Origin of the sequence: Niallia sp. (genome assembly GCF_031978665.1) — a bacterium.
Lineage (GTDB): Bacteria > Bacillota > Bacilli > Bacillales > Cytobacillaceae > Niallia.
On record NZ_DALZDK010000038.1, the window covers coordinates 4,242 to 17,493 of the forward strand.

Below are 13,252 nucleotides of genomic sequence, written 5' to 3' on the forward strand. Positions count from 1 at the left end.
CAAAAACATTTAAAAGTAACGAAAGAAACATTAGGACTAAGCGCAGACGATTACTTAATTCTTTTCTCATCTGAAACAGGAGAAGGAAAAGACAAAGTCTGGTCCCTGCTAGAGCATCTAGCAAATAAATAAAAGAAACGACTCACCTCTACTAACATAAGTTAGTGGAAAGTGAGTCGTTTTTTTGATCTAACATATTAAGTAATCAACATGTGGACCCCCAGCAGGCACGAGAAGGCTCGACATGCGTCTTGCGGAAAGCGTAAAGGGATTCCGAGACTACAGGGTATGATTGAAGCCTCTTTGTATTATGTATTACACTCTTATTTCCTCTTTTTCGAAACTAAATAATATCCACCAACTACAATGAATAGAATAGGTATCAGGTTATTTAAAGTATGTGGACTAATTTTTAAGAATGTTAACGAGCCAAGAATTTCTTGATAGAAAAGCAAAAGGACAGCTAACAATAGAAAAAGAAGACCATTTAACATTCCCTGACCAATCTTCTGATTTTGTAGAATAAAACCAAGAGCGATTATTAAGATAAAAGTTCCGGTGTGATCCGGCCATATAGCAAGCTTATCCACTAAATGAAAATGTAAGCCAAAACCAGTTAAAATGACACCAGGTAAAATCACACCGTAATCCTTCCCACTATACCCTTGAAAAAGAAAAGCAATCCCAATAATAATTAATAAGGTTGGCCAAGTATAGAGGTTGGGTAGAATAGTAATATTAAATTCTTTTAAGATGAAATAAAATCCAAAACCAATTAATACGATACCAGAGAACCATTTTTGTGTTTTCATTATTTCCTCCACTTCCAAAAAACTAGGCTTGAATACATAGAAGATTTTTGTTACTGTACAATGAGTAAAGTACTAAATTGTACGAAAAAAATAGCTTTATTAAGTTAATTTTGCAATAGAAGTATAAACTAATACTAGTAAATAACGTAAGTATAATTCTTTTACTATTATCAATACTATATCTTACTATGTCAATTCACAATTTGTTCACATTTATAAGGCGAATTGTTACCTATTTTTAAAATGATTTTGCTATAATAACTACATGTTAATAATAATTATAATTTAATCTGAGTATAAATGATTTTATACAGGTCTTTTTATTAGAAGTTAGATTAGAAATTACTTACTTTTGGGGGTGCAATAAATAAATGCATATAGTAGTTGTCGGACTAAATTTTAAAACGGCCCCAGTGGAAATTCGCGAACGTTTAACATTTGATTCAGAGCGAATAGGGGAAGCTATGAATCAATTACAAAATAAAAAAAGTATATTAGAAAATGTTATTATATCAACGTGCAATCGTACAGAAATATATGCAGTGGTCGATCAGATTCATACTGGTCGTTATTATATTAAACAATTTTTAGCAGAGTGGTTTCAGCTGGAACAAGATGAATTTGTTCCTTATTTATTTGTGTATGAACAAGATGGAGCTTTAAATCACTTATTCCAAGTTACTTGTGGTTTAAATTCTATGGTTGTCGGAGAAACACAGATTCTTGGACAAATTCGTTCTAGCTTTTTGACAGGTCAATCGATTCAGTCTACTGGTTCGGTGTTTAATCAGTTATTTAAGCAAGCTATTACATTCGCAAAAAGAGCACATACAGAAACAGAGATTGGTGCGAACGCTGTGTCTGTAAGTTATGCTGCAGTAGAATTGGCTAAAAAAATATTTGGTACATTGCAAAATAAGAATGTTCTCATATTAGGTGCAGGAAAAATGGGCGAGCTTGCTATTCAAAATTTGTATAGCAATGGTGCAAAAAACGTAACTGTGATAAATCGCACATTTGAGAAGGCCGAAACGCTTGCACATCGTTTTGAAGGTCAAGCAAAACCAATGAATGAGCTACAATGTGCATTAATTGATGCAGATATCGTCATAAGTTCTACTGGATCTAGCACATTTGTTATCACGAAGGCGATGATGAAGGCAGTTGAAAAAATCCGTAAAGGTAATCCGTTATTCATGGTTGATATTGCTGTTCCACGCGATTTAGATCCTGAAATTGTTGAATTAGAGAGTGTATTTCTTTATGATATCGACGATTTGGAAGGTATTGTGGAAGCAAATCTCCAAGAACGCCAAAAAGAAGCAGAAAAGATTATGATAATGATAGAGGCAGAGATTATCGAGTTCAATCAATGGTTACACTTATTAGGCGTGGTGCCAGTCATTTCTGCACTTCGTGAAAAGGCGCTTGCTATTCAAAGTGAAACGATGAAAAGTCTTGAAAGAAAGCTCCCACATTTAAGTGATAGAGAAAGAAAGATTTTGAATAAGCATACGAAGAGCATTGTGAATCAGATGCTAAAGGATCCTATTCTTCAAGCAAAGGAGTTAGCAGCTCTTCCTGATGCAGACCGCTCCATGGAATTGTTTATGAAGATTTTCAATTTAGAAGCAGATGCAGCCGATGATTTAAAAGAGACAGCAAAGGGAGACGAGAAGGAAGCATTTTCTCCAATCGCTCAGCCATCCATTCAAGTGTAATAATGCTAATTACTTGAATGAATATACTCCTTTTGAACGGAAAGCTTGATTCTTGTGTTGTGTGAGCTGTGGATAAAAAACTCTCCAGATTATAGTTTCACTTTCCTGTCCATAGGTTAAAATAAAAGTGTGGTTATAGAAATAAAGAGCCATAATAAGTTTTAAGTAAACTTATTATTAGGATCTTTTTGCTCGAAGGGGAAGCTTGTATGCAGGATATTTTTATGACTAGACTTCATGAATTTACGATTATTCTTTATGCGTTATCTGTGCTGTTTTATTTCTTTGATTTTATGCATAATAACCAGAAAGCAAATCGAGTAGCTTTCTGGTTACTTTTATTTGTTTGGATTTTGCAATCATCATTTTTAATCATCTATATTAAAGAGATGGAAAGGTTCCCAATTTTAACAATCATGGAAGGTCTTTACTTTTATTCTTGGATATTGGTTACCTTTTCTCTAGTAGTAAATAAATGGCTAAAAATTGATTTTATTGTGTTTTTTACCAATGTCTTTGGATTTGTTATTATGGCAATACATACCTTTGCTCCTGCACGTGATTCCATGTTCATACATGCAGAGCAGGTTGTATCTGAGTTACTGTTTATTCATGTGACAGCAGCGTTATTAGCTTATGGAATGTTTACAATCTCTTTTATTTTTTCTGTCCTCTATTGCATACAATTTGATTTACTCAAACAGAAAAAATGGGGAAAGCGAGTAATGCGGATTGCGGATTTAGCTAAATTAGAACATATATCTTACCTATTAAGCGTCTTTGGTGTACCATTGTTATTGATTGGCTTAATTCTCGGAGTACAATGGGCGATTATTCAAAGATCAGACTTTCTTTGGTATGATCCGAAAATTATCAGCTCCTTTATCGTGTTAATCGTTTATAGTAGCTTTTTGTATTTACGTGTATCACAAAAAATAAGGGGGAAAAATGTTGCCCTCTTAAATATTGCTAGTTTTTTTATCATGTTAATTAATTTCTTTTTAGTAGGCAATTTTTCAACCTTTCATTATTAAGAAAGGCTACATAACGGAATAAATGTTGGAGGTACTTTTTATGCGTAAAATAATTGTTGGTTCAAGAAAAAGTAAGCTAGCCATTACTCAAACAAATTGGGTAATTAATCAGCTTAAAAAATTGGATTCATCTTTTGAATTTGAAGTGAAGGAAGTTGTGACAAAAGGAGATGTTGTTCTAGATGTTACTTTATCCAAGGTTGGAGGTAAAGGACTATTTGTTAAAGAAATAGAACAAAGTATGCTAGACAATGAAATTGATATTGCAGTCCACAGCATGAAAGATATGCCAGCTGAACTTCCAAAGGGGTTAACAATTGGGTGTATTCCAGAGCGTGAGGATTATCGAGATGCCTTAATTAGTAAAAATCATATTCCTTTAAAAGATTTAAGAGAAGGTGCGATTGTTGGGACAAGCAGTTTACGTAGAGGTGCACAATTGCTTGCAGTTAGACCAGACCTTGAAATCAAATGGATTCGCGGAAATATAGATACCCGTCTTAACAAGCTAGAAACAGAAGAATATGATGCGATTATATTAGCTGCTGCAGGATTAGCAAGAATGGGATGGACAAGTGATGTAGTCACAGAATTTTTGGAGCCAGATGTATGCTTGCCAGCAGTTGGTCAAGGTGCACTTGCCATTGAATGTCGAGAAGATGATAAAGAAGTGTTAGAACTTTTAAGCAAGCTTTCTAACCAGGATACGACCCGTACTGTTTATGCAGAAAGAGCATTTTTACAGCGCATGGAAGGCGGTTGCCAAGTGCCAATCGCTGGATTTGCACAAGTAAAAGACGACGAAGTGGCATTGACTGCATTAGTTATTTCACCAGATGGAAAGCTGGTTTACAAAGAAGAAGTGACAGGTAAAAATCCTGTAGATGTAGGGGAAAAAGCGGCAGCGATTTTAACAGAAAAGGGTGCGAAAGCATTGATTGAACAGTTAAAAGAGGAGAATATTATTGATGGCTAATCTGCTTCTAGGAAAAAAAATTCTCGTGCCACGCTCAAAAAAACAAGCGAGTGTATTATCAAAGCGAATTACTGATTTAGGAGGAATTCCTGTTGAGGTACCATTAATTGCGTTTCGAGAAAAACAACTTCCAGATGAAGTGCTTGTTTCTTTAACAGAACAAGCGTATGATTGGCTAGTCTTTACGAGCCGCAACGGTGTAGAGGCTTTTTTTGAAGAAATAAATAGGTTGAATATTGCCGTTACTGCTAAAATCGCAGTAATAGGCGAAAAAACGACCGCAGCTGTTTCTTCATATGGTTTTCAGGCCGATTTTATTCCTACTGTATTTGTTGCTGAGCAGTTTGTAAAAGAGTTTGTGCCAATTCTTGAAAATGGTCAGCAAATTCTGATTGTAAAAGGAAATAGGTCAAGAGAATATCTAGCAGAGGAATTGAAAGAGGCCGGGTTTCAAGTGGATGAAGCCATATTATATGAAACATATTTACCGACTGAAAGTGAAGAACTACTTGTGGGAGAAGTAAATAAGAGCGATTTAGATGTATTGCTTTTTACTAGTTCCTCTACAGCGCATCATTTTATGCAAATCATGAAAAAATATCATTTAGTAGAGAAGTTGGAAAGCTGTATGGTCATTAGCATTGGACCGATCACGACAGAAACATTGCAAAACTATGGAATGCATGTAACGATTACAGCAAATCCATATACGACAGACAGCATTCTAAATCATTTAGTGCAGTACTTAACAAATTAATATGGGGGTAAGATACATGGTTGAATTTAAACGTCATCGTAGATTAAGACAATCAGCAAATATGAGAGCATTAGTAAGGGAGACATATGTACATATTGATGATTTAATTTATCCGTTGTTCATTACGGAAGAAGAAAATGTAAAGAGTGAGATTTCTTCCATGCCTGGGATTTATCAATATTCGATTGACCGCTTGAAGGAAGAAATGGATGAAGTTCATGCATTAGGGATCAAATCAGTATTATTATTTGGGATTCCAAAGGAAAAAGACGAATGTGGAACGCAAGCCTTTCATGATCATGGAATTGTCCAAGAGGGTATTAAGTTTATCAAAGCAAACTATCCAGAAATGGTTGTTATTGCGGATACATGCTTATGTGAGTATACTAGCCATGGTCATTGTGGAGTAATCGAAGCAGGGCGAGTATTAAATGACGAGTCCTTAGAATTGCTTGTGAAAGCAGCTATTAGCCAAGCTGCTGCTGGGGCAGATATTATTGCACCTTCCAATATGATGGATGGGTTTGTTGCGGCAATCAGAAAAGGTTTGGATGAAGCAGGCTTTCTAGACATCCCAATCATGAGCTATGGTGTAAAATACGCATCTGCTTTTTATGGTCCATTCCGAGAAGCAGCCGATAGTACACCGCAATTTGGAGACCGTAAAGCCTATCAAATGGATCCTGCAAATCGTCTTGAAGCATTTAGAGAAGCGGAAAGTGATGTAGCAGAAGGAGCCGATTTTCTTATTGTAAAGCCTGGTCTTCCATATTTAGATATTGTTCGCGACATGAAAAATGAATGGAATTTGCCGATTGTAACTTATAATGTAAGTGGAGAATACAGCATGGTTAAAGCGGCAGCGCAAAATGGCTGGATTGATGAAGAAAGAATTATTATGGAAACAATGATTAGTATGAAACGTGCAGGAGCCGATTTAATTATTACGTATTTTGCTAAAGATGTAGCACGCTTTCTAAAAGAACAATAAGGGAGGAGAAAGTTGTATGCGTTCCTATCAAAACTCAGAAGCTGCGTATAAAGAGGCAGTAGAATTAATGCCAGGTGGCGTAAATAGCCCAGTTCGTGCATTTAAATCTGTCAAAAGAAACCCTGTATTTATGGATGCAGGAAAGGGTTCAAAAATTTATGATATTGACGGCAATGAATATATTGACTATGTATTATCATGGGGGCCACTTATTTTAGGACATGCTGATGATCAAGTAGTAGAGGGTATCAAAAAGGTTGCTGAAAAAGGGACTAGCTTTGGAGCACCTACTCTAATTGAAAATAAACTTGCAGCACTAGTAAAAGACAGAGTTCCAAGCATTGAAATTATCCGTATGGTTTCATCTGGTACAGAAGCTACCATGAGTGCAATTCGTTTAGCTCGTGGCTATACAGGCAGAAATAAAATCCTCAAATTTGAAGGCTGCTACCATGGCCATGGTGATTCCTTACTTATTAAAGCTGGTTCTGGGGTAGCGACTCTTGGTTTACCAGATAGCCCAGGTGTTCCAGAAGGGATTGCAGCAAATACCATTACCGTAGCCTATAATGATTTAGAAAGTATTAAATATGCATTCTCTAAGTATGGAGAAGATATTGCGGCAATTATTGCCGAGCCAGTTGCGGGAAATATGGGGGTTGTTCCACCGAAACCAGGATTTTTACAAGGCTTACGTGATATTACTACAGAATATGGTGCGTTGCTTATTTTTGATGAAGTTATGACAGGCTTCCGTGTGGACTATGGATGTGCCCAAGGCTATTTTGGAGTTACACCTGATATTACTTGTTTAGGAAAAGTAATTGGTGGAGGCTTACCAGTTGGCGCATATGGTGGTAAGGCGGAAATTATGAATCAAATTGCCCCAAGTGGACCTATTTATCAAGCTGGGACATTATCCGGTAACCCACTTGCGATGACAGCAGGATATGAGACCTTGTCTCAATTAACGAAAGATACGTATAAAGAGTTTATCCGAAAAGCAGATCGTTTGGAAGAAGGCTTGAAATTAGCAGCTAGCAAGTATGAGATACCGTTTACAGTAAATCGCGCTGGTTCTATGATTGGTTTCTTCTTTACAAATGAAGACGTCAAAGATTATGAAAGTGCAAAAACATCCAATCTTGATTACTTTGCTAGCTTTTATAATAGTATGTTAGAGCAAGGTGTATTCCTGCCGCCATCTCAATTTGAAGGAATGTTCTTGTCAACAGCATTAACAGATGATGATATTGAGCACACTATTCGTGCGGCAGAACAGGCTTTTTCTACGTTGAAAGCGTAAGTCTATATAAATGTAAAATTAGGCTATTGTCAACGAAAGCCGGCAACTCATTTCAGATGGGTTGTCGTTTTTTTTTATTCTGTATTTATGAAAAGTAGTTACTGTAAAAATTACGAGCTATATTTTGTCTATTTGATTTACATAGAACTGTCGATTTTTTGCCACTTTATGAAGAGATTTAATATGGTATGATGCAACTAGCAAGAAGACAAGAAGGGATGCTCTATGGATTCATTTGTACAAATGAAGCAAGTTAGTTTTACGTATGATAACAAACAAATCTTAAATAAGATTAATCTTACACTAGAAAAGAGTCATTCATATGCATTAATCGGCAAGTCAGGAGTAGGGAAAAGTACGCTTCTTCATATATTGGCTGGTTTATTGAAAACAACCGAAGGAGAGGTTCAAATGAAAGGGAAACAAATCCAAAATCCGAGAAAGGATATTGGATTTATGTTTCAAGACTTAGGTCTTTTTCCTTGGTTAAAGGTTTTTGATGCTATTTCCATGCCGTTAAAATTAAATAAAAGGCATACTAGTCAGGAAATAAAGGAAAGAGTAACCGCGTTAATAAAAGAAGTTGGATTAAATGGGTTGGAGCATAAATATCCGGCAGAGTTAAGTGGGGGGCAAAAGCAAAGGGTTGCATTAGCTAGAACACTTATTAATGAACCTGATTTATTATTAATGGATGAACCAACTTCCACACTAGATGAAATGACAAAAGAACAAATTCAACAATTGATATTGGTGCAGCTTCAACAAAGACAAACTACCTTACTTTTGGTTACACATAATATAGAAGAGGCAGTATTTCTTGGGCAATATATTTTATTGTTGCAAGAAAATGGTGAAATAGAGACATTAGCCAATCCATTATTTGGAGTAGACAGAGCGAAAGACAATTTATCCTTTTATCAAGCATGCATCGAAATTCGAAAAAAATTAGCGGCGGTACAAGTATGAAGAGAATTATTCGGAAAATCATTGGTAATCAACTGATCGTTGGTTTTATAAGTGTCAGTCTCTTTTGGTATTTTGTCTATTTTCTCCTACAGTCTCATACCATTCCATCTCCTTACTTAACAGTTACGTATATCTGGAATGAAAAATATATGTTGCTCTTGCATTCAGGGGCTAGTTTATGGAGAATTATGATTGCACTTTTTATTTCTCTTTTAATAGGAATACCTTTGGGAATTATTTTAGGGAAGAATAAGAGAATCAATACCTTATTATCACCTTTTTTATATTATATATATCCTATTCCGAAAGTAGCATTTCTCCCCATATTTATGATTTTGTATGGACTTGGAAATCAGTCGAAAATCCTGCTGATAATTTGGATTATTGTTTTCCAAATTATTTTATCGGTCAGAGATGGAGTTCTGCAAATTCCGTCAAGCTACTACATGGTAATGCAGGGGTTCCGTGCCCCAATTTATCAGCAATTAATCTATTTGATTTTCCCAGCGGTGCTTCCATCGTTATTTACTGGAATAAGAATCAGTATAGGCATTAGTTTAGCTACCTTATTTTTTGCGGAAAATTATGCAACAACATATGGAGTTGGCTATTATATTATTAGTGCGTGGACAAAAATGAATTACGAAGAAATGTTTGCTGGAATTGTAACATTAGGATGTATTGGCTTATTGTTATTTATCTTACTAGATAAGATAGAATCGAAAGTTACACCTTGGAATAATAAATAAGAAGCTGGGACGTTCGTGTCCCAGCTTCTTATTTAATTTGGTAAAAAAGTGAAGTCTGTTAACTCTTCATATGAATATATTTTTGTGATTTGTCCTTTATCTTTAGTCCATTGAACAATGGAATCAAACGAATCCTGCGGAACGACATTTACATAAGGAAAGCTTTCCTTTGTGGATAAATACTTGCTCATTGCATCAGGGAACTGATATTTGGTTAATATATCGCCGTATTCTTCTGCTTTTGTAGTATTCATATAGTCAATGGCTTCATTATAAGCTTTATAAAACGCTTTGATATCTGCTGGTTTAGAGGAAATCATTTCTTCTGAAAAAAGAATTGTTCCTCCTTTGATGCTTGCTTCTGTTGAGCTTCCTAAAAGGTGGGCTCCTTGGCTAACTAGCATACTTGCCTGTGGTTCAGTAAAGACAACTCCATCCACTTTGTCAGCAATAAGTGCCTCTGCACGACCAGAAAAAGAAGGAATCTCAACGATATTGTATGCGAAATCTTCTTTAGCTGCGAAGTCATCCATGATATATTCCAAGATAAAGTTTGGTACCAGTGAAACATTTTTACCATTTAACTCTTTCATTTCTGTAATTCCTGAATTTGGAGAGGAAAGTATCTTAAAATCTTCACTTATATCAGAAGTAATCTTCATCTTTATTCCATTTTCCATAAAAGCTGCTGCTGTCATTACATCTGCAATTGTACCATCTAATTCATTTGCTTGAATGGCAACATTTCGGTCAGTTGGAGCAGAAAATGCCTTTATAGACACATTTACGCCTTCTTTATCGAAGAAGCCATTTTCCTTCGCCAAAATAATTGGTATCGCTGATTCTGCTGGCAATATGCCAATGGCTAGTTCTTCTCCTGATGGTTTATCAGCGTTGTTGGTTTTAATATTATCTGATTTTGTTGTGGTAGTCTTTCCGCAGGCAGCGGTATATAAAACAATTAATAGTAATAATGATAGTGTTATAATTTTTTTCATCGTTTTTCTCCTAGTTTGTCACCATTTTTTTGAATGTCTCTAAATCCATTAAATAAGGAATAGCATTTCTCTTTAGTAAGAGAGGATTTGTTTGCTTATCATTGTGACCATTTTCACAAGTAAAGGCGAGTTTAAATCCCTTTTCTTTCAAAGTGGTAACATTGGATTCTAAGAATAGGCCAAATGGATAAGCAAACACGTTTTTATGTTTGATTAACAAATTTTTATTGCATTCATCTAAATCATTAGCAAAATTTTCTTTACTAGATGTCATTAATAAGCTTTCAGAATTACTTGTGCGAACATGCATCAAATGTGTGTGATTTGCATATTCAAAAACATCCGTCATTTCTTCTAGATCCTTTACAGATAGACAGACAGATTTTTCTTTTTTAAACGTACTTGTAACATCATGTAGCCATCCAGTTACAACAAATGCAGCCGCATGAAATTGATATTTTTTCAGAATTGGATAGGCGTATTCCTTTATAGATTGAAAGCAGTCATCAAATGTAAGTAATACAGATCTTTCTGGTAAGGAAATTCCTTCGTAATAGGCTTTAACTTCATCCAAGGTTAAAGCGTGAAAATCATTGTTAAATAGATACTCCATTTGTTGTTCGAATTTTTCTAGCGTAATGAAAAGTGGGGAAGGCAAGAAGTCGTTATATTCCTGTTTTACATCGATTGGATGCTGTTCGAATGCTTGGAAATCTTCCTCTATTCTTATTTCGTGATACATTAGCACAGAAAAAGCCATTATAAAACCTCCTTTGATGAAAATGGTCTACATTTCCAATTTAATTCATTATGTTATCTTACAAAATCTCTTTTATTATATAAGACCTTATGTGGAAAAAAAGGCAGGAAAAGCAAATAGTTTTAACAATTTGGTGTATGAATTCAGAAAAATGAGTTTTTTTGACTAGATTCTTTTAAAATTCATTCCTCTTAAGGCAAACAAATGAAAGAAATATTCATAAAGTGTTACAGACAATCATAAGTTTTTAAAGACAATAGTGATATATACGTGAAAGGAATGAGAGGAGGAGTCGCTTTGTCTCAAGAAAATTCGTCAATTTTACGGTTTTCGCTGGAAGAGTCAGTTTGGTTTCAAAAAGGACAGGAAGTAGCAGATCTACTTTCCATTTCACTTGATCCCAATATAACAATCCAAGAGAACGATCAGCATATTATCATTCAAGGCTCATTAGAGTTAAGTGGTGAATACAAGCGCTATAATGAGGGGGATCCGGAAGAAGAGGAGGCATTTAAGGCTCCTAAATTAATTCATTCTGTTATGGAAAGAGAGGAAGGGGTATGTGAATTTTTACACCATTTTCCTGTAGATATTACGATTCCCCTTGCAAGAGTGACAAGTATGGAAGATGTTGAAATTGAAATCGATACTTTTGATTATGTCTTTCCAGAAAGAAGCTGTTTGAATTTAACAGCGGACTTAACTATTTCAGGCTTAGCTTCTGAAGAAGAGGAGAATGAGGCAGAAGAGGAAGCTGAAGAAGAATTAGAAATAGCATGGCGCAGTTCATTGGAAGCAGATGATGGTGTTAATGATCCAATAGAAGAGCCAATTGAAATAGCCGTTAATCCATTCCAAAATATCAGTCCGTTATTAGAGGAACAACGAGCTGAAAAGGGAGCAGAGGATGACTTGTTTTCGCCATTCGAGCTTGAGGTTAGAAAGTCAAAAGAAGAAGAGGATGATTGGGGTACGAATGAAAATGCCAACGTACCTTATTTTTCTGAAGTGTCTCAAGAAGAAGAGGTTCTATCTGCAGAGCCTGAGATAAAGGTATCTTTATTCCGCAGTGAAGAGAGTGTCTATTCTGCTGAAGAAGTTTTTAAAAAACCACAACAGGAATCTTCGTCTGAGGTAAAGCAAGAAGAGGTTGTCCTTGAAGAGGAAGAATTAGAAGAATCATCATCTTCTCCCAATGAAGAACCAAAAAAGAAAAAAGGCTTATTCAGTAAAACAAAGTCTCTTACCTTCACAGAGTTTTTTGCTAGAAAGGAAGAGGAAAAGCATACGAAAGTAAAGGTTTGCATTGTCCAGCAAGGCGACACATTAGAAAAATTAAGTAATCGTTATAATGTAAACATTCATACTTTGCTGAAAGAAAACAGAATGGAAGCAAATCAAGATGTTTATGAAGGGCAAGTTTTATATATTCCAGGCGACTTTATAGAAAAATAAGAATAACAAACAGGCAGGCAGGGGCTTTCCTGTTTGACTGTTTTCTTTTGCTTTTTCAACCATTTTTCGAGGGGGAAAATCGATAAAAGTGTCAGAGAGTTGGAAAGTATGATTAGAATTTGGCAGCATCCTATTTTGCTGCAATGGTGAATGCCCGATTTTTCAACTAACCATCTGTAAACATAGGAGAAGATGGCAGTTTCACTTTATAAGAAAGTGTGGGCGGATATGAATGAAAAAAATATCTTAAAGAAGTATACACCAATTTTAAAAGCATACGCAGTAGAGCCGAATTTTGTTGAAGAGTTTGGCAAAGTCGCCAAAATATACAGTAATAAAGGCACCTTTGCATTAAAACGAATTGATCCCCATAATGGGGCTGATTTCACTCGTCATATACGAATGCTTTATCAAAAAGGGTATAACCGAATTGTGCCCATTTATCCAGCAGTGGATGGCAGATATGCAATTCTTTATGACAATCAATTGTATTACTTGATGCCTTGGCTACCAAATGAGGAAAGAGAAACGTATTTCAAGAAGCATCAGCAAATGTTTCGAGAGCTTGCAAGACTTCATCTTTTAACTTCTAAAGAAGTGAAAATTGAGAAGGAAGATCGACAAGAGCATTTTGAAAATACACAATTAGATCTTGAGAAAGAACAAGAGTTATTAGATGGTTTTATTGAGCAATGTGAAAACAAAGAGTATATGTCTCCATTTG

Annotated in this window: 13 protein-coding genes and 1 pseudogene; 11 read left to right on the forward strand and 3 right to left on the reverse strand. The window is 35.4% G+C overall.

All coding sequences use genetic code 11. The annotated features are described in order from the left end of the window. Nucleotides 1-132: pseudogene (locus RTL21_RS18670) on the forward strand (YihA family ribosome biogenesis GTP-binding protein); the annotation flags it as partial. A 191-nt stretch (nt 133-323) separates the two neighbouring features. On the opposite strand, the gene RTL21_RS18675 reads toward RTL21_RS18670, so the two are convergent. Further along, nucleotides 324-812 (reverse strand): LiaI-LiaF-like domain-containing protein, encoded by a 489-nt coding sequence (locus RTL21_RS18675; protein WP_312098040.1) that lies wholly within the window; start codon nt 810-812, stop codon nt 324-326. A 371-nt stretch (nt 813-1,183) separates the two neighbouring features. Between RTL21_RS18675 and hemA the strand changes: the two genes are divergently transcribed. The 8 genes from hemA to RTL21_RS18715 all read left to right on the forward strand — a co-directional run bounded on the left by hemA (nt 1,184) and on the right by RTL21_RS18715 (nt 9,315). Beyond that, on the forward strand, nt 1,184-2,533 hold the full coding sequence (hemA, locus tag RTL21_RS18680) for a glutamyl-tRNA reductase (RefSeq protein ID WP_312098042.1): 1,350 nt from the start codon (nt 1,184-1,186) through the stop codon (nt 2,531-2,533). Nucleotides 2,534-2,742: 209 nt separating this feature from the next. Continuing rightward, nucleotides 2,743-3,567: a cytochrome C assembly family protein gene (locus RTL21_RS18685; protein ID WP_312098043.1), complete on the forward strand. Its 825-nt coding sequence runs from the start codon at nt 2,743-2,745 to the stop codon at nt 3,565-3,567. Between the two features lie 40 nt (nt 3,568-3,607). Further along, nucleotides 3,608-4,543: a hydroxymethylbilane synthase gene (gene hemC / locus RTL21_RS18690; RefSeq protein ID WP_312098044.1), complete on the forward strand. Its 936-nt coding sequence runs from the start codon at nt 3,608-3,610 to the stop codon at nt 4,541-4,543. Continuing rightward, nucleotides 4,536-5,300 (forward strand): uroporphyrinogen-III synthase, encoded by a 765-nt coding sequence (locus RTL21_RS18695; RefSeq protein ID WP_312098046.1) that lies wholly within the window; start codon nt 4,536-4,538, stop codon nt 5,298-5,300. Before hemC ends, RTL21_RS18695 begins: the two co-directional genes overlap by 8 nt. Before the next feature lie 16 nt (nt 5,301-5,316). Further along, complete coding sequence (gene hemB / locus RTL21_RS18700; RefSeq protein WP_312098047.1) at nt 5,317-6,291, forward strand: porphobilinogen synthase; 975 nt, start codon at nt 5,317-5,319, stop codon at nt 6,289-6,291. Nucleotides 6,292-6,307: 16 nt separating this feature from the next. Then, on the forward strand, nt 6,308-7,597 hold the full coding sequence (hemL, locus tag RTL21_RS18705; RefSeq protein ID WP_312098049.1) for a glutamate-1-semialdehyde 2,1-aminomutase: 1,290 nt from the start codon (nt 6,308-6,310) through the stop codon (nt 7,595-7,597). 225 nt (nt 7,598-7,822) lie between these two features. Further along, the gene (locus tag RTL21_RS18710; RefSeq protein ID WP_312098050.1) at nt 7,823-8,566 is read left to right on the forward strand and encodes an ABC transporter ATP-binding protein; all 744 of its coding nucleotides are present in this window, start codon (nt 7,823-7,825) and stop codon (nt 8,564-8,566) included. Then, nucleotides 8,563-9,315 (forward strand): ABC transporter permease, encoded by a 753-nt coding sequence (locus RTL21_RS18715; protein WP_312098052.1) that lies wholly within the window; start codon nt 8,563-8,565, stop codon nt 9,313-9,315. The genes RTL21_RS18710 and RTL21_RS18715 overlap by 4 nt, the downstream gene beginning before the upstream one ends. A gap of 32 nt (nt 9,316-9,347) precedes the next feature. Here the strand turns inward: RTL21_RS18715 and RTL21_RS18720 are convergent, their stop codons facing one another. Beyond that, on the reverse strand, nt 9,348-10,313 hold the full coding sequence (locus tag RTL21_RS18720) for an ABC transporter substrate-binding protein (protein WP_312098054.1): 966 nt from the start codon (nt 10,311-10,313) through the stop codon (nt 9,348-9,350). Between the two features lie 10 nt (nt 10,314-10,323). Continuing rightward, nucleotides 10,324-11,073 carry a polysaccharide deacetylase family protein gene (locus RTL21_RS18725; protein ID WP_312098056.1) on the reverse strand — a complete coding sequence of 250 codons (750 nt, stop codon included), beginning with the start codon at nt 11,071-11,073 and terminating at the stop codon, nt 10,324-10,326. A 297-nt stretch (nt 11,074-11,370) separates the two neighbouring features. On the opposite strand from RTL21_RS18725, the gene spoVID reads away from it, so the two are divergent. Together spoVID and RTL21_RS18735 are read left to right on the forward strand one after the other, a co-directional pair. Beyond that, complete coding sequence (spoVID, locus tag RTL21_RS18730) at nt 11,371-12,528, forward strand: stage VI sporulation protein D (RefSeq protein ID WP_312098058.1); 1,158 nt, start codon at nt 11,371-11,373, stop codon at nt 12,526-12,528. Nucleotides 12,529-12,756: 228 nt separating this feature from the next. After that, the coding region (locus RTL21_RS18735) for a protein kinase family protein (RefSeq protein ID WP_483870171.1) at nt 12,757-13,252 on the forward strand (496 nt) is incomplete at its 3' end.